Here is a 15664-nt window from a genome sequence, read left to right as displayed (position 1 = left end):
AAGCCAGGAGAAACGGGTGGAAAGCGCGGCTGATGCCGGCCCGGGCATCAGGCGTGCGGCGGGCCGCCTGCGTCGTCTTCCAGCGTGTCGCGGTATTGCTTCCAGCGGCCGGTGGCGCTGCGCATCACGCGCAGCTGGCCCTTGAAGCGGGTGCAGGCCTCGCAGATCATCAGGTGCAGCCGCAGGCCCAGGCGCTCGCCGGTGCGCAGCGTGCGGTCCTCGGATTGCAGCAGCAGCGTGCTGGCCTGGCGGCAGTTGAGCTTGAAACGCATGGAAGATTAGGCGGCTTTTTGGCCGAACCAGTTGAGCTGCAGGCAGTCGCGCAGCCGCAGGCGGGCACGGTGCAGCAGCACCCACAGGTTGGTCGTGCTGATGCTCAATTCCTTACAAACTTCGTCGGTCTCCAGTTCCAGCCATTCCCGCATCAGGAACACCCGGCCCTGCGTTGCCGGCAGTTTTTCGACGCAGGCGTCCATCACCTTCAGGAACTGCTGCTGGCCCAGCGAAGCTTCCGGGTGGTCGCTCCAGTCGGCCGGCACTTCGCGCCAGTGGCCTGTGGCGTCGAACAGCTGTTCGTCCAGATCCTCGCAGTCGTCCTGCGACAGCACGTTGAGCTCACGCGAGTGGCGGCGCAACTGGTCGATCAGCTTGTGCTTCAGGATGCCGACCAGCCAGGTCTTCAGCTGCGACTGGCCGGTGAAGGCCTGCGGCTTCTCCAGCGCCGCCAGCAAGGTGTCCGACACTGCGTCTTCGGCCAGCGCGTCGTTGCGCAACTGCGAGCGGGCGTAGCGCATCAGCTGGGGCCGCAAAGTCTCTACCGCACGGGCAAAGTCGGTCATGGTCGACGCCGCCTGCGAAGGCGGTGGCAAAAACAAGTCAGCGCGCAGTGTAAGGAATGCGGCCTGGCCGCCGACACAGCCATGTCGCCGTGCTGCAAGCCGTGAAAGTCCACCGGGCCTCGCGGTCAAGCACCAAGACCACAAGCCTTCGGCTTGACCTAATCTCGCTTCATTTCATCCGCCCCATTTCTCCAAGGAGCTTTTCATGAACTCGCATCAACTCGTTTCTTCCGCCCTGGCCGCTGCCCTGTCGCTGGGCCTGGGCGCCGCTGCCACCACCGCCCACGCGGCAGAGGCCAAGGAGAAGTGCTACGGCATCACCAAGGCCGGCGCCAATGACTGCGCGAACCTGAGCGGCAGCCATTCCTGCGCCGGCCAGGCCACCACCGGCACCGACCCGGCCGAATGGAAGTACGTGGCCAAGGGCACCTGCAAGTCCATGAAGGGCATGACGGCCGAAGAGGCCAAGGCCGCGATGAAGAAGTAAGCCCTGCCCGACTTCTTCGATACCCACCACGCGCCGCCATGTCCCACCCGCTGTCTCCCTTGCCTTCCACCAGGGTGGGCATCGGCTGGCGCCAGTCGCACGAACGCGAGCTGCTGGAAGGCGGCGCGCCGCAGCTGGGCTTCATCGAAGTCCATTCCGAGAACTTCTTTGCCGCTGGCGGCGCGGCACTGGCCACGCTGTGCAGGGCGCGCGAAAGCCACGCGGTCAGCCTGCATGGCGTGGGCCTGGCGCTGGGCTCGGCCCTGGGGTTGGACCCGTGGCACCTGGACCGGCTGGCGGCGCTGGTCGAGCGCATCGAGCCGGTGCTGGTGTCCGACCATGCCTGCTTCGCCCGCGCCGCGCTGCCGGGCGGCCAGGCGGTGCTGCATGGCAGCGACCTGCTGCCGCTGGCCTTCAACCGCGCCTCGCTGGCGCTGATGGCCCGGCACGTCACGCAGGTGCAGGAACGGCTGCGCCGACCGATGCTGGTCGAGAACCTGTCGGCCTATCTGCGCGCCGAGCCGGTCAGCGACGAGATGGCCGAGCCGGAGTTCTTCAATGCACTGGCGCGGCAGACCGGCTGTGGCCTGCTGCTGGACGTCAACAATCTGGTCGTCAACGCACTGAACGATGGCGGGCCGGACCCGGTTGTTGCGGCGTGTGCCTGGGTCGACGCACTGGACCCGGCCATCGTCGGTGAGATGCACCTGGCCGGCTACAACGACAGCGGCGCGCTGGTCATTGACGACCACGGCTCGACGGTGCGCGAGCCGGTCTGGCAGGTCTACCGCCATGCGCTGGCCCGGCTCGGCGCGCGGCCCACGCTGGTCGAATGGGACACGGACCTGCCGGCGTGGCCAGTGCTGCTGGGCGAGGCCGAACGGGCCCGCGCAGAGATGCAAAAGGTGTCGGCATGACCGACAACGCCATTCGCGCCGAAGCCCAGCGCCAGGCCGCTTTGCTGGCTGCGCTGCTGGCACCGCACACGCCGGCAGAGCTGCCCGCCGGTTGGGCGGCGGCGCCAGGCCGTGGTGCAAAGTCTGCGGCTGGCTTGCAGGCCTACCGCGGCAACGCAGCGGCGCACGCGGCTCGCGCGTTGGCCGATGCGCATCCCGTCTTCGCCCAACTGGTGGGCGACGAAACCGTGGCCGCGCTGGCCTGGCGCCTGTGGTGCAGCCAGCCGCCATCGCATGGCGACCTGGGTGGCTGGGGCGAAGGGCTGGCCGAGCTGGTGGCCTCGCTGCCGGAGCTGGCCGAAGACGCCTACCTGCCCGATGTGGCACGGCTGGACTGGTGCGTGCACCTGGCCTCGCGCGCCGCCGATGCAGCACCTGCAGCCGAAGGCGTTGCCGGCCTGGGCTTGCTGGCCAGCCATGCGCCGGACGCGCTGCGCCTGCAGTTCACCCCGGGGTTGGCATTACTGGCCTCACGCTTTCCCGTCGTGTCCATTTGGCGGGCGCACCAGCCCGTGGCGGAGGCTGACAACGCCGACCGCTTTGCCGCGGCTCGCGTGGCGCTGGCCGAAGCGCGGGGCGAGGCGGCGCTGGTTTGCCGCAGCGGCTGGCGCGTGCAGGTCAGCGAACTGTCCGCTGCAGATGCCGCATTCACCACCGCACTGCTCGCCGGCCACAGCCTGGGCCGGGCGCTGGCTGGGCAGCCGCCGGAAGACTTCACCGCCTGGCTGGTGCGCGCGCTGCAAGCCGGCTGGTTGCAGGCGGTCCACCCCCACATTCCTGGAGACACCCCATCATGATCAAGCCTCTGCAGACCCCTGTGATGCCGATGGCGCCCATGGGCAACACGCGCCGCTCGCCATTGCCCGCATTCGTGACCCCGGCCTGGGCGGCGGTCGAAAGAAGTCTTCAAGCCCTGCAGCCGCTGGCCCAGCTGGCGGCGCGCGTCTACGTTGCGAAGGTGTTTTTCCTCTCCGGGCTGACCAAGATCCGCGACTGGGACACCACGCTGGCGCTGTTCCAGGACGAATACCACGTGCCGCTGCTGCCGCCCGAAGTGGCGGCCTACGCGGGCACCTGTGGCGAGCTGGGCCTGCCGGTGCTGCTGGTGCTGGGGCTGGCGGGGCGATTTACCGCGGCGGGCCTGAGCGTGGTCAACGTCATGGCCGTGCTGAGCCTGGCCGAGATCACCGCGCCGGCGCTGCAGCAGCACCAGTTCTGGGGCACGCTGCTGGTGGCGCTGTTGCTATGGGGACCGGGGAAGTGGTCAGTGGACGCGTGGCTCAAGCCGCGCCTGCTGCCGAACAACTGACGCGGACCCGCTTCAGGACCAGATTACTCAGATGGTTTGAAGCTGATCGTCATCGCTGACGGCACGGTGCCGTCGGTGTCGCGCGGCAGCTTGGCGGTGCGGTCGATGGCGCGGATGACGGCCTCGTCCCAAGCCGCACTGCCGCTGGATTTGCTCAGCTTGCGGCCGATGATGCTGCCGTCCGGCGCAACGCGAACCTCGACCTCGGCGGTCGGGTTGCCGGGCACGGGATCGGTCAGCACGATGTTGGGCTTGATGTAGGCCTTGATGCGGCCGGCGTAGTTGGCCGAGGGGCCGGCGCTGCGTGCGGCCGTGCCGGTGCTGTTCTCGGCACCGGTGCCGCCAAGCTGGGCGTTCATGCGGCGGATGTTGTCCTGCCGCTGGGCCTCGCGCCGGTCGGCCTCGGCCTTGTCCTTCTTGGCCTGGTCGAGCTTGGTCTTCTTCTCGGCGGCCTTGCGGTCGGCCTCGTCCTGCTCAGCCTTGGCTTCGCGCTCGGCCTTGGCCTTGTCTTCCTTGTCCTTGCGCTCCGCCTGCTGGCGCTTGTCGCGGGCGCGCTGGTCCTCGGCTTCCTTGCGGGCCTGCGCGTCGCGTTCAGCCTCCAGGCGCTCGGCTTCCTTCTGGGCCTTGCGCTTGCGGTCCTGCTCGATGGCAATTTCGGCGTCGCGCTGGTCCTGCGCGGCCGTGTCGGGTGGCGGTGGCGTGGCGGCCTTGGGCGGCGGCTGGGTGGTTTCCTGCGCCGGTTCCGGTGGCGGTTCGACGGCTGCGGGTGCCGCGATCTGTGGCGTGGCGGCCCAGAGTTCGGCTTCCACGCCCTCCGGGTCCTGGGTGTGCCACTGCACGCCCAGTGCCAGCCCGGCGATCAGCAGCCCATGGGCCAACAGCGAGACCAGCAGGCCGACGCTTTGCCGGTCGGCGCTGGGCGGCCGCAGCGACTCGCGCGGCAAGGCCAGGGACTGCGGCAGGGGTGACGCCACCTCGTCAACCGCCTTGCTTGACCGACAGGCCCACGCGCTGCACGCCGTTTTTCTGCAGCGTGTCCATGACCTTCACGATGGTCTCGTAGCGCACCTGCTTGTCGCCCGAGATGACCACCGGGATGTTGGCGCTGCCGTTCTGGGCGGCTTTCACCTGCGCGGCGAGCTGGGTCAGCGTGATGGTGCTGGGCTCGCCCTTGTCGATCTTGATCTTGAGCTGGCTTTCGCTGGTGACCAGGATCTCGATCACACCCTCGGGCCGCTGCTTGGCCTTGCCCACGCTGGGCAGGTCCACCACGCTGGTGGTGATCATGGGCGCGCTGACCATGAAGATGATCAGCAGCACCAGCATCACGTCGATGAACGGGACCATGTTGATCTCGTTCATCGAGCGGCGGCGGCCGCCGGCGCCACGGGAAGCAACTGCGGGCATGCGGTGCTCCGGTGGCTCAGCGCTGCGCGCCGGCAGGGCCAGCCACGTTGCGCTGCAGGATGTTGGAGAACTCCTCGATGAAGCTCTCCAGCTGGATCGCCACGCGGTCGATCTGGCGCGCGAAGCGGTTGTAGCCGACGACCGCAGGAATGGCCGCGAACAGGCCGATGGCTGTTGCCACCAGCGCTTCGGCAATGCCCGGTGCCACGGTGGACAGCGACACCGTCTGCAAGCTGCCCAGGCCGACAAACGCGTTCATGATCCCCCAGACGGTGCCGAACAGGCCCACGTACGGGCTGACCGAGCCGACCGAGGCCAGGAAGCCGAGGTTGCCTTCGATCGCGTCCAGCTCGCGCTGCAGCGTGGCGCGCATCGCGCGGCGGGCGCCGTCGAGCTGGCTGCCCGTGTCGAGCTGGCGCTCGCGCAGCTTCATGAACTCACGCATGCCGCTGGCGAACAGGCGCTCTATCGGTGCGCCGTCCGGCTTCGCGCTGGCGTTCTTGTACAGGTCGTTGAGGTTCTTGCCGGACCAGAATTCCTGCTCGAAGGCGTCGTTGCCGCTCTTGATGCGGGCCATGCCGAACAGCTTGGCGAAGATCAGGCTCCAGCTGACCAGCGAGACCAGCAGCAGGCCGGCGACGACGAGCTGCACGACCAGGCTGGCATGCAGCACGAGCGAGACGATGGAGAGATCCTGATTCATGGTGGCGTGAGGCGGCTGAGCACGTCGGAGGGAATGCGTTGCGGGCGAAAGCTGGTGTGGTCCACGCAGGCGATCTGGATGTTGCCTTCACAGAGCAACTCGTCGCCGCGCCAGGCGTGTTGGTGCACGGTGAGCGTGGCACGGCCGAGTTCGGCGCGGGTCACGGCGATCTGCAAGGCGTCGTCCAGCCGGGCGGGCCGCAAATAGCGTACCCGCGTGTCAATGACGATGAAGATGGCGCCGGTGCGCTCGCGCAACTCGTGCTGGCCAACACCGGCCGCGCGCAGCCATTCGGTGCGCGCGCGCTCGAAGAACTTCAGGTAGTTGGCGTAGAAGACGACGCCGCCGGCGTCGGTGTCTTCCCAGTAGACACGCAGCGGGTGCATGTGCAGCAGCGGCGGTGCCGGGATGAGGGCAGTCTGACTCATGGGTGCTGGCGATGATACGCGAGCACTGTTGCGCCGCAGCAGCCTGGCCTGCCGCGCCGTCTTCCGGCAGAGGCCTGGCTTCAGGGCGCCGATGCGCCGACCGTTGCCGCGCTCGCCGATGCCGGTTCGGAGGCAGCCACGCCGGCCACGATGCCGGCCGCGGAAGCCGCGTCGCTGGCCGCCTCTGCGGGTGCCGGGGCGGGTACGGCTGCGGCGCTGGCCGGCGCGCTCGCGGGCATGGCCTGGGTGATGACAGGCGCTCCGCCCAGCAGGCCGTGCAGGCCGGGGCCCTTGTTGAACCACCACCAGGCAGCACCCGCCGCCAGCCCGGCCACCAGCACCAGGCTGAGCAGCGGCAGCATGCGCCCGCCCTTGCTTTCAGGGTTGGACAGGCCCTGGGCTTCGTCCGAACTGCGCCATTCGCGCAAGGCGGCTGCCAGGTGGCGGGCCGAGGGGTAGCGGGCCTCGGGTGAGCGGGCCATGGCGCGCGCGGCGATGGCCGAGAGGCCGGCCGGCACGGCCGGGTCCACCATCCTGGCCTGCGGCTGGGTCGAGTTCAGCACCGCGTGGCTGATCTCTTCCATGCTCTGGCCGGTGTAGGGCTGGCGGCCGGTGAGCAGCTCGTACAGCACCACGCCCAGCGAATACACGTCGCAGCGGCGATCGACCTTGGTGTGGCGCAACTGCTCGGGCGAGAGGTAATGCGGCGAGCCGGCCGAAGGGGTGACCGAGGTTGAGCCGTCGCGCCGGGCGACGCGGGCGATGCCGAAGTCGAGCACCTTGGGCTGGCGCTTGTCGACCATGAAGATGTTGGCCGGCTTGATGTCGCAGTGGATCACGCCCTTGCCGTGGGCATAGGCCAGCGCCTCGGCCACGCGGCGCACCAGGCCTGCGGCCTCCATCGGCGTGGGCCGCCAGCCCTGGCGCAGCATCTGCCGCAGGTCCAGGCCCTGCAGCGGCTCCATTGCGACGTAGACGCCCTGGTCCGAGCTGCCGGCGTCATACACCGTGACGATGTGCGGATGCGACAGGCGCGCTGCGGCGCGGGCTTCGTTGAGAATCAGTTCGTCGGGGGCGCCGAGCGCACCGGGTTGCTGGTGCCAGCGCAGCTGCAGCGTCTTGACCGCGACACGCCGCGACAGCAGCGGGTCCCAGGCGCCATAGACGGTGCCCAATCCGCCTTCGCCGAGCACGGTGCGCAGCTGATAGCGTCCGATGACGCCCATCGCGGCTGGCAGGTCACCCGGCTCGGCTTGGCCCGCCTGTTGCGCATGCAGCAGGTCGAATTGACTCCGGGTGCGGTCTTCCACCACCGTGTTTTGGAAGACGGGCGACGCGCTGCCGGTACTGCTTTGACGCGTCTTGAAAATATTCCAGGGCATGGCGGGCAGCATAAGCAACCCGGCCCTGCAAACTGTGGCGCCGAGTCTGCTGTTGCAGAGTCAAATGGGATCAGGTTGAAACAAAACGTGATAAGCGGGCTGCCGCTTCCTGGAGTTGCGGCAGGCTGCTGGCAAATGAGAGACGCAGGTAACGCTCGGCCGCCGCGGGTCCGAAGTCTCGCCCCGGCGTGAGGGCCACATGGGCCTGCTGCATCAGGTCCATGCAGAAGTCCCAGCTGCTGTTCGAGAAGCGGCTGCAGTCGGCCCAGGCGTAGAACGCGCCGTCCGGCATCACCGGCACGGTCAGGCCGATCTCGTTGAGCGCGCCGACGATGAAGTCGCGCCGTTCGCGGAAGGCCTGGCGGCGCTGCTCGTAGACAGCCAGCGACTCGGCCTCGAAGCAGGCCAGCGCGGCATGCTGGGCAATGCTGGAGGCGCAGATGTAGAGGTTCTGCTGCAGCTTCTCGATCGGCGCAACCAGGGTGGGCGGCACCACCAGCCAGCCCAGGCGCCAGCCGGTCATGTTGAAGTACTTCGAGAAGCTGTTGATCGAGATCACGTCCTCGCCCAGCGCCAGCGCGCTGTGGGCATAGCGGTCGTCGTAGGACAGGCCGAGGTAGATCTCGTCGACCAGCGTCAGCCCGCCGCGGGCGCGGGCCTCGGTGACGATGCGGCCCAGTTCGCCCGGTGCGATCGAGGTGCCGGTGGGGTTGGACGGCGAGGCCAGCAGCACTGCGCGGGTGTTGGGCGTCCAGCGGGCGGCCACGGTGTCTGCGTCCAGCTGGAAACGCTGCTCGGGGCCGGCCGGCAGCGCCAGTGCCTTGGCGCCCGCTGCGGCCACGAAGTGCCGGTTGCAGGGATAGGACGGATCCGGCATCAGCACTTCGTCGCCCGCCTCGAACAAGGCCAGGCAGGCGAGCTGCAGCGCGGCCGACGCGCCAGCGGTGATGACGATGCGGCTGGCCGGCACGTCCAGGCCGAAGCGGTCGCGGTACCAGTGCGACAGCGCCCGGCGCAGCGCCGGCAGGCCGTTGGCATCGGTGTACTGGGTGCGGCCGGCGCGGATCGCCGCATCGGCCGCGGCCTGCACCAGCGGCGGTGCGCTGAAGTCCGGTTCGCCGATGTTCAGGTAGATCATCGGCGTGCCGCCGCGCGCCGGGTCGCACTCCGGCGTTGCTGCGATGCGCGCCGCGGCCTTGGCGCACTCCATCACGTAGAACGGTTCGATGTGGTCCAGGCGGCTGGCGAGTTTCATGGGGCCGACGGCAGAAGCGGGGCAGGGGAACGGTTGGCCATGCGCCGGCAGGCGCGGGCCGTGAGCTCAGCCGCCGCGGGCGGCGCGGGCCTTTTGCACTTCGGCTGGCCGCAGCGCCGCGGCGGTCTTGTCCAGCACGCCGTTGACGTACTTGTGGCCATCGGTGCCGCCGAAGCTCTTGGCCAGTTCCACCGCTTCGTTGATCGCCACCCGGTACGGGATGTCCAGGCAGTGCTTCAACTCGTAGGCGCCGATCAGCAGCACCGCGTGCTCGACCGGTGAAAGCTCGTTGGTCGCCCGGTCCACGCTGGCGCTGAGCACCTGGTCCAGGTCGGCGGCCTCGGCAATGCAGCCGTGCAGCAGCGCGTCGAAATGCGCATGGTCGGCCTTGTTGAAGCCTTCCTGCTCGCGCATGTGGGCGTCGATCACGCCGGCCTCGGCACCAGAGATCAGCCACTCGTACAGGCCTTGCAGCGCGACTTCGCGGGCCAGCCGGCGCGGCGACTTTGAACCGCTGCTGCGCTTCTTGGCCGGGGCGGACGGAGTAGAGGGCGCGTTCACAGCAGGTCGTCCATCAGGTTGGCCATCTCGATCGCGACGCGGGCCGCGTCGCGGCCTTTTTCTTCGGCGCGGGCCCAGGCCTGGGCTTCGTTCTCGACGGTGAGGATCGCATTGGCGATCGGGATTTCATGGTCCAGCGAAACCCGGCTCACGCCGGCGCCGCTTTCGTTCGAAACCAGTTCGAAGTGGTAGGTCTCGCCGCGGATGATGCAGCCCAGCGCGATCAGCGCGTCGTAGTCCTCGCTCTCGGCCATGGCCTTGAGGGCGATGGGCACTTCCAGCGCGCCAGGCACCGTGACCTGCAGGACGTTCTTGTCCTTCACGCCGCAGGCCGCCAGTTCGGCCAGGCAGGCCTCGGCCAGCTTGGTGGTCAGTGCGTCGTTGAAACGCGCCCGGACGATGCCGATCGACAGGTCGTCGCCGTTCAGCGAGCCGCTTTGGCCCTTGTCAGCACCTTGCATGGTGGGAAGTCCTTGGCAGGAGAGAAAGTGAAAAGAACAGAGGCGCAGACGAGCGGGCAGACCCGCTCATGCGCCCACGAAGCCGGTGACTTCCAGCCCGAAGCCGACCATGCTGGGCATGCGGCGCGGGCTGCCCAGCAGCTTCATGCGGGTCACGCCCAGCTCGCGCAGGATTTGCGCGCCCACGCCGTAGGTGCGCAGGTCCACCGGCGGCCTGGCGTGCGGCTCGCCGCCTGCTGGCGGCAGCAGCTTGCCGATCAGCGCTTCGCTGGCCTCGCGGCCGCAGTTCAGCAGGACGGCCAGGCCGGCCGGGCTGGCCTTCAGCGCGGCCAGGGCCTTGGGCAGCGGCCACGAATGGCCGTGTTCGCTGCCGGTGTCCAGTACGTCCAGCAGCGACAGCGGCTCGTGCACGCGCACCAGCACTTCGTCGCTCGGCAGCCAGTGGCCGCTGGCCAGCGCCAGGTGCACACCGCCAGAGCGGTCACGGAAGACGTGGGCCTCGAAGCTGCCTTGCGCAGTTTCGAGCGTGCGCTGGCCCAGGCGGGTGACCAGCGATTCGTTGCGGCTGCGGTAGGTGATCAGGTCGGCAATGGTGCCGATCTTCAGGCCATGCTCGGCAGCGAAAACTTCCAGGTCCGGCAGGCGGGCCATGCTGCCGTCGTCGTTCATGATCTCGCAGATCACCGAAGCGGGCATGAGCCCGGCCATCGCGGCCAGGTCGCAGCCGGCTTCGGTATGGCCGGCGCGCATCAGCACGCCGCCGTCCTGCGCCTGCAGCGGGAAGATGTGGCCGGGCTGAACCAGGTCGCGCGGCAACGCGTCTCGCGCCACCGCGGCTTGCACGGTGCGCGCACGGTCGGCCGCGGAAATGCCGGTGCTCACGCCTTCGGCGGCTTCGATGGACACGGTGAAGGCAGTGCCATGCGCCGTGCCATTGCGCGCGGCCATGGGGGGAAGCTGCAGGCGCTCGCAGCGCTCGCGGGTCAGCGTCAGGCAGATCAGGCCACGGCCGAACTTGGCCATGAAGTTGATCGCTTCTGGTGTGACGTGTTCGGCGGCGATGACCAGATCGCCCTCGTTTTCGCGGTCTTCTTCGTCGACCAGGATGACCATGCGGCCAGCTGCCAGTTCGGCAACCAGCTCGGGAACGGGTGAAATCGGCATCCCGCTATTGTAGGTGCCGGGCCCTCTGCGATGCTTTGATCGGGCCGGTGCGATGCTGCGGCTGGCTCGCCGCGGCCACGGCAAATGTCACGCTGCCGGCTCGCCTGCGCGCCGCATCAGCAAGCGCAGGTCGTCGCCCACAGCCGCCTGCGCATGGAAGCGGTAGCGCCAGGCACCGTCCAGGCTTTGCAGCGGGCCGAGTGCCGCCATCCCGCGGCCGGCGCCCAGCAGCATGGGCGCGAGGTAGACCAGGCACTCGTCCACCAGCCCTGCCTGCAGCCAGCCAGCATTCAGCCGTGGGCCGGCTTCGACGTGCAGTTCGTTGACCTGCCGCCGGCCCAGGTCAGCCAGCACGGCGGCCAGGTCGACCCTGCCTGACTCGCCCGGGCAGCACACCACTTCTGCGCCACGGGCCTGCAGCGCTGCGACGCGTTCGGTCGCAGGTTCAGCTGCGTAGAACAGCAGCGGGCCATCCGCCTCGAACAGCCTGGCGCTCAAGGGCGTGTCCAAGCGGGCGTCCACGATTGCGCGCAGCGGTTGGCGTGGTGTGTCCACCAGCCGCACGTCCAGCCGCGGATCGTCGGCCAGCACCGTGCCGATGCCGCTCAGCAGCGCACCGGCGCGGCGACGCCAGGCATGCCCGTCGCGCCGCGCGGCCTCGCCCGTGATCCACTGGCTCTGGCCGTTTTCTAGCGCGGTGCGACCGTCCAGCGAAGCGGCGATCTTCATCCGCACCCAGGGCCGGCCATGGCGCATGCGGTGGAAGAAGCCGATGTTCAGCGCTTCGCTCTCGGCTTGCGCGTCCGGCCCGGCCGTCTCCACCTGGATGCCTGCGGCACGCAGCCGCGCCAGCCCCTGGCCCGCGACCAGCGGATTCGGATCACTTGCCGCCACGGTCACCCGGGCAATGCCGGCGGCGATCAGCGCGTCACAGCACGGCGGCGTGCGCCCATGGTGTGAACACGGCTCCAGCGTCACGTAGGCCGTCCCGCCCTGGACCGACAGGCCACGGGCGGCGGCGTCCCGCAATGCCATCACCTCCGCATGCGCTTGTCCGGCTTGCTGTGTATGCCCCTCGCCCAGTGGCACTCCGTCCATAGAAGTGATGACGCAACCGACCCGCGGGTTGGGCTCCGTGAGCCCAATGGCCTGCGCCGCGAGGGCCAAGGCGCAGGCCATGGCGGCGGTCGGGGTGAGAGGGGAATTCATAGGGGCAAACCAGGAAGGAACGCGCATTTCCGCACGGAAAGGGGGAGAGGCACCGGCGGATTTTCCCCCCAAAGGTGGGGACGGCAGCAGTGTGCGCAGGCCTCCCTGAGGGGGAATGACGGCGCAGGCGGGCTTCTGAAAAATGCATTTCACGCCGTCCCTGAGTCGGTGACCCAGATCAAAACCCCGAGGAGGATCCCATGTTCAAGCGCCAAACCCGTGCCGCCAGCCATGCCAAGCGTCAAAGCGGTTTCACCCTGATCGAATGCATGGTTGCCACTTCGGTCGCAGGCGTGCTCGCCGCCGTGGGTGTGCCGAGCATGAGCAGCGTGATGGCGCGGCAAGCGGTGCAGGCGGAATTGAACGAGTTTCAGGGCGCGGTTCTGCGGGCGCGCAGCGAGGCAATGCATCGCGGCGAAGTGGTCACTGTGTGCGGGTTGGACCGCCCGTCCTCCACCACCGAGCACCCGCATTGCATGGCCAGTGGCAAGGATTGGAGCGCGGGTTGGGTCGTGTTCGTCGACCGTGGCGACCACGGGGACATGGATGAGGACGAGGATCAACTGGTGGCGGTTCACCAAGCGAGCGCGAAGGCCGGCGCGGTGGCGAGCACCTTGCGGTATCTGAGCTTCCAGCCCAGCGGCATTTCGGCCAGTGCCGCCTCGCACTTCCAGTTCCGTCCCAAGGGGGGCGATGCGGCCGTCGCCAACCCGCCCGACAGTCGCATGCTGTGCATCAGCAAGCCGGGACGGATGAGGGTGGTGAGTGCCGCGAGCTGCTGAGCCACCAGGTGCATCCCTCAGTCGGGTGACCGAGCGCCGCCGCCCGTCGGGCGTGTGTGGCCGCTGATCCTGGGCTTGCAGCGAGCCTCCGAGGGTCCGGGGCATCATGCCCCAATGGCATCGTGCATCAAGTCTGTAACGCTCGTCGACCGCCTTGTGCGCGGTGTGACATTGATCGAGTTGCTGGTCACTCTCGCGGTGGCGGCCATCCTGGCCATGATTGCGGCGCCTGGGCTGCACTCTACGCTGGCCGCCCGCGCAGTGTCATCCACCGCCGATGACCTGGCTGTCGCTTTGCGTCAAGCCAGGTCGGAGGCGCTCAAGCGGGGTTTGTCGGTGTCGGTTTGCGCTTCCAGCGATCCGAACGCGACTGGTGCGGTCTGTGCCAACAATGCTTGGGTGACAGGCTGGCTGGTTTTCACCGATCAGAACTCTAACGGTGACCTGGGTGCTGGGGATCAATTGATTCGCGCGTTTACGGCCGGTAAGTCGGTCAGCTCGATTACCGAATCAGGTGGCCAATCTTTCGCAACCTTCATGCCGAATGGCCTGCTCAAAGGCGGCACTCATCTCCAGTGGGACGTGGCTTCCAAACTGAGTAGCGACAGCCCAGGCTACGCGGCCGCGTTGCGCACGGTGTGCCTCAACCTGGCCGGGCGGGCCAAGATCATGATGGGACAGGATCAGGTGTGTCCATGACAAGACGCAACATGCCCATTTCTATAGCTTGCCGTGTACCGTGGCTTCGGCAGGCTGGAGCATCCTTGATTGAGGTGCTGGTGGCCATTTTCATCGCCTCGCTGGGCATCCTGGCGCTGGCTGGGCTAATGGGCACCTCCGCGCGCTACGGCAAGACCTCCGAGTTCCGCTCCGTGGCCACGCTGCTGGCGGCGGACATGGCGGACCGTATGCGAGCAAACGCCGATGGAGCAGCGAGTTACACCGTGCTCTCCGCCATCCTAACCACAACGGAACCGAATGCCGCGGCGAACTGTGTCACTGCGGACAGTTGCACCAAGGCCGAGATTGCTGCGCAGGACATGGCCACCTGGCAGGCTGCGCTATTCACCAGCCTGCCCAACGGCACTGGCTACATCGAGCAGACCGACACCGTCAACCATGTGTTCAACATGTGGGTGATCTGGCGCGATCCGGACGCTCTCAGTCGGCCCGAATTGAACGCCAACGACGGCACGGCGTCCGCTTGCCCCCCCCACTTTTCTGAGGAAGGTGCCCCTCGGTGCATGTTCTTTCGGGTGGGTCTATGAATCGCAGTCTCAGCATGCATTGCAAGTACAGCACCTCCCCTGGCCAACGGGGCTTCACGCTGATCGAGTTGATGATTGCCATGGTCATTGGACTGGTGGTGATGGGGGCGGTGTTTGCCGCTTACCTGGCTTCGGCCAACAGCACTCGCAGCGGAAGGGCCGTGGCCCAGATGACCGAAGACGCCACGGTTGCAATCAACATTCTGCGCAGCCATGTAGCCGAAGGCGGCTACAGCCGGCCGGTCGGCCCGGCCGCCAGCGGCACCCTGTTAGCGCGCGCCGCCGGCACTGCGCCTGGCAGTTGGCTGTTCGGCTGCGACCTGGACTTTGCGGATACCACCAAGCCCATCGACCAACTCACCTGCGGCACCGTGGCGGGTGGACACAATACGGTGGCAGTGGCCTATGAGGCTAACCTTAAAAACAGCGTGACCACCGTCAACGCGGCCGGCGAAACCGTGCCAACGGACTGCCTGGGGGCCGCGTTGACCAAAACAACGTCTGGCGGCATTGACTACTACTTGTCCTACAGCCAGTTCTACCTCAGCAACAACGCGCTCTATTGCCGCGGACCTGGCAGCACCACGGGTCAGCCGTTAGTTGAAAACATCCAGGACATGCAGATTACCTACGGTGTTGGCGGGGCTGCGAGTCCGGATACGACGCGGGTGGTGACCTACAAGGATGCGGCCGACGTGGCTGCGCTAGGCCCCTGGTCGCGCGTGCTGTCCGTGCGCGTGTGCCTGATCCTGCGCAGTGAGGATGCTGTGGCCGAGGCGCCCGACAGGTACCAGGGCTGTGATCCCTTTGCTGTAGGGGATGCCCGGCCTGCGGCACCGGACAAGCACTTGTACCGCGCCTTCACAACCACCATCGTGTTGCACAACCGAATGGGGGTACCAGCATGAACGAGCGATCGATACGCAGGGCTTCGGCAGGGCGTGGTCCGCAGCGCGGCGTGGTGTTGATCGTTGCTATGGTGATGTTGGTCATCATTGGTCTGATGTCCGTTTCGGTGATGCGGGGCGCCCTGAATGCCGATTTGGTGGCCAATAACGCGCGCGCGCAGACATCGGCGATGCAATCGGCGCAGATCGCCCTCCGTTATTGCGAGCGCAATCTGGGTGATGACACCAAAGTACCGGAAGTGATTGTTCAGAATGCGCCTAGCGCGCCGGGTACTACCAACTGGGAGACCTTCTCTAAGTGGTTCCCGGCAACCAGCCGCACGGCCGTTCCCATGTCAACCGACATCATGAAATCGGCGGACAGTTCCTTCATGCCCGCTTTCATGCCGGAGTGCATGGCGGAGAAGGCGATGCTGGAGGATGGGGTGACCGAGGTCTACATCGTCACGGCCCGCGGCTTCAGTCCAGATTACCAGCAAGACGGCACGGGTAAGGCGACCGCCGGCTCAGTGGTGTGGGTTCAGTCGACCCTTGGATTCCATTGA

21 protein-coding genes are annotated in these 15664 nt (G+C 67.6%); 9 read left to right on the top strand and 12 right to left on the bottom strand.

The window, feature by feature from the left end:
- Nucleotides 1-47: 47 nt before the first annotated feature.
- Together LRH25_RS17470 and LRH25_RS17465 are read right to left on the bottom strand one after the other, a co-directional pair.
- Nucleotides 48-272 carry an anti-sigma factor family protein gene (locus tag LRH25_RS17470; protein WP_141286291.1) on the bottom strand — a complete coding sequence of 75 codons (225 nt, stop codon included), beginning with the start codon at nt 270-272 and terminating at the stop codon, nt 48-50.
- Nucleotides 273-278: 6 nt separating this feature from the next.
- The gene (locus tag LRH25_RS17465; protein ID WP_141286289.1) at nt 279-839 is read right to left on the bottom strand and encodes a sigma-70 family RNA polymerase sigma factor; all 561 of its coding nucleotides are present in this window, start codon (nt 837-839) and stop codon (nt 279-281) included.
- Nucleotides 840-1044: 205 nt separating this feature from the next.
- Between LRH25_RS17465 and LRH25_RS17460 the strand changes: the two genes are divergently transcribed.
- From LRH25_RS17460 to LRH25_RS17445, 4 genes are read left to right on the top strand one after another with little or no spacing between them, the layout of a single operon-like run.
- Nucleotides 1045-1326: a BufA1 family periplasmic bufferin-type metallophore gene (locus LRH25_RS17460; RefSeq protein ID WP_141286287.1), complete on the top strand. Its 282-nt coding sequence runs from the start codon at nt 1045-1047 to the stop codon at nt 1324-1326.
- Nucleotides 1327-1364: 38 nt separating this feature from the next.
- Nucleotides 1365-2243: an MbnB/TglH/ChrH family RiPP precursor modification enzyme gene (locus LRH25_RS17455; protein ID WP_231011816.1), complete on the top strand. Its 879-nt coding sequence runs from the start codon at nt 1365-1367 to the stop codon at nt 2241-2243.
- A complete protein-coding gene (locus tag LRH25_RS17450; RefSeq protein WP_231011815.1) occupies nt 2240-3079 on the top strand; it encodes an HvfC/BufC family peptide modification chaperone in 840 nt (279 codons plus the stop codon). Before LRH25_RS17455 ends, LRH25_RS17450 begins: the two co-directional genes overlap by 4 nt.
- Nucleotides 3076-3591: a DoxX family protein gene (locus tag LRH25_RS17445; RefSeq protein WP_231011814.1), complete on the top strand. Its 516-nt coding sequence runs from the start codon at nt 3076-3078 to the stop codon at nt 3589-3591. Before LRH25_RS17450 ends, LRH25_RS17445 begins: the two co-directional genes overlap by 4 nt.
- Nucleotides 3592-3614: 23 nt before the next feature.
- Here LRH25_RS17445 and tolA read toward each other — a convergent pair whose 3' ends face one another.
- The 10 genes from tolA to ribD all read right to left on the bottom strand — a co-directional run bounded on the left by tolA (nt 3615) and on the right by ribD (nt 12161).
- Nucleotides 3615-4565 (bottom strand): cell envelope integrity protein TolA, encoded by a 951-nt coding sequence (gene tolA / locus LRH25_RS17440; protein WP_231011812.1) that lies wholly within the window; start codon nt 4563-4565, stop codon nt 3615-3617.
- Between the two features lie 4 nt (nt 4566-4569).
- Nucleotides 4570-4998: an ExbD/TolR family protein gene (locus LRH25_RS17435; protein WP_141290444.1), complete on the bottom strand. Its 429-nt coding sequence runs from the start codon at nt 4996-4998 to the stop codon at nt 4570-4572.
- Nucleotides 4999-5014: 16 nt separating this feature from the next.
- On the bottom strand, nt 5015-5701 hold the full coding sequence (tolQ, locus tag LRH25_RS17430) for a protein TolQ (protein WP_141290446.1): 687 nt from the start codon (nt 5699-5701) through the stop codon (nt 5015-5017).
- On the bottom strand, nt 5698-6129 hold the full coding sequence (ybgC, locus tag LRH25_RS17425) for a tol-pal system-associated acyl-CoA thioesterase (RefSeq protein ID WP_141290448.1): 432 nt from the start codon (nt 6127-6129) through the stop codon (nt 5698-5700). The genes tolQ and ybgC overlap by 4 nt, the downstream gene beginning before the upstream one ends.
- An 80-nt stretch (nt 6130-6209) precedes the next feature.
- Entirely contained in the window at nt 6210-7511 is a 1302-nt protein-coding gene (locus tag LRH25_RS17420) for a serine/threonine-protein kinase (protein WP_231011808.1), read from the bottom strand.
- 70 nt (nt 7512-7581) lie between these two features.
- Entirely contained in the window at nt 7582-8766 is a 1185-nt protein-coding gene (locus LRH25_RS17415) for a pyridoxal phosphate-dependent aminotransferase (protein WP_231011807.1), read from the bottom strand.
- 66 nt (nt 8767-8832) lie between these two features.
- Nucleotides 8833-9327, bottom strand: coding sequence for a transcription antitermination factor NusB (nusB, locus tag LRH25_RS17410; RefSeq protein ID WP_231011806.1), 495 nt, complete (start codon nt 9325-9327; stop codon nt 8833-8835).
- The gene (gene ribH, locus LRH25_RS17405) at nt 9324-9788 is read right to left on the bottom strand and encodes a 6,7-dimethyl-8-ribityllumazine synthase (protein ID WP_141291016.1); all 465 of its coding nucleotides are present in this window, start codon (nt 9786-9788) and stop codon (nt 9324-9326) included. Before ribH ends, nusB begins: the two co-directional genes overlap by 4 nt.
- 66 nt (nt 9789-9854) lie before the next feature.
- Nucleotides 9855-10952 (bottom strand): bifunctional 3,4-dihydroxy-2-butanone-4-phosphate synthase/GTP cyclohydrolase II, encoded by a 1098-nt coding sequence (gene ribBA / locus LRH25_RS17400; RefSeq protein WP_231011805.1) that lies wholly within the window; start codon nt 10950-10952, stop codon nt 9855-9857.
- 87 nt (nt 10953-11039) lie between these two features.
- On the bottom strand, nt 11040-12161 hold the full coding sequence (ribD, locus tag LRH25_RS17395; RefSeq protein WP_375142180.1) for a bifunctional diaminohydroxyphosphoribosylaminopyrimidine deaminase/5-amino-6-(5-phosphoribosylamino)uracil reductase RibD: 1122 nt from the start codon (nt 12159-12161) through the stop codon (nt 11040-11042).
- A gap of 200 nt (nt 12162-12361) precedes the next feature.
- On the opposite strand from ribD, the gene LRH25_RS17390 reads away from it, so the two are divergent.
- From LRH25_RS17390 to LRH25_RS17370, 5 genes are all read left to right on the top strand, one after another.
- Nucleotides 12362-12943, top strand: a complete 582-nt coding sequence (locus LRH25_RS17390) for a GspH/FimT family pseudopilin (RefSeq protein WP_141287547.1) — start codon at nt 12362-12364, stop codon at nt 12941-12943.
- Between the two features lie 114 nt (nt 12944-13057).
- Complete coding sequence (locus tag LRH25_RS17385; protein ID WP_141287546.1) at nt 13058-13642, top strand: GspH/FimT family pseudopilin; 585 nt, start codon at nt 13058-13060, stop codon at nt 13640-13642.
- Entirely contained in the window at nt 13639-14211 is a 573-nt protein-coding gene (gene pilV, locus LRH25_RS17380; RefSeq protein ID WP_141287545.1) for a type IV pilus modification protein PilV, read from the top strand. The genes LRH25_RS17385 and pilV overlap by 4 nt, the downstream gene beginning before the upstream one ends.
- Nucleotides 14212-14225: 14 nt before the next feature.
- Nucleotides 14226-15119, top strand: coding sequence for a PilW family protein (locus LRH25_RS17375; protein ID WP_170200847.1), 894 nt, complete (start codon nt 14226-14228; stop codon nt 15117-15119).
- The gene (locus tag LRH25_RS17370) at nt 15116-15664 is read left to right on the top strand and encodes a pilus assembly PilX family protein (protein WP_141287543.1); all 549 of its coding nucleotides are present in this window, start codon (nt 15116-15118) and stop codon (nt 15662-15664) included. The genes LRH25_RS17375 and LRH25_RS17370 overlap by 4 nt, the downstream gene beginning before the upstream one ends.

Origin of the sequence: Ideonella azotifigens, from assembly GCF_021043325.1 — a bacterium.
Classification (GTDB): domain Bacteria; phylum Pseudomonadota; class Gammaproteobacteria; order Burkholderiales; family Burkholderiaceae_C; genus Ideonella; species Ideonella azotifigens.
This window is presented reverse-complemented; position numbering and strand designations above follow the sequence as displayed.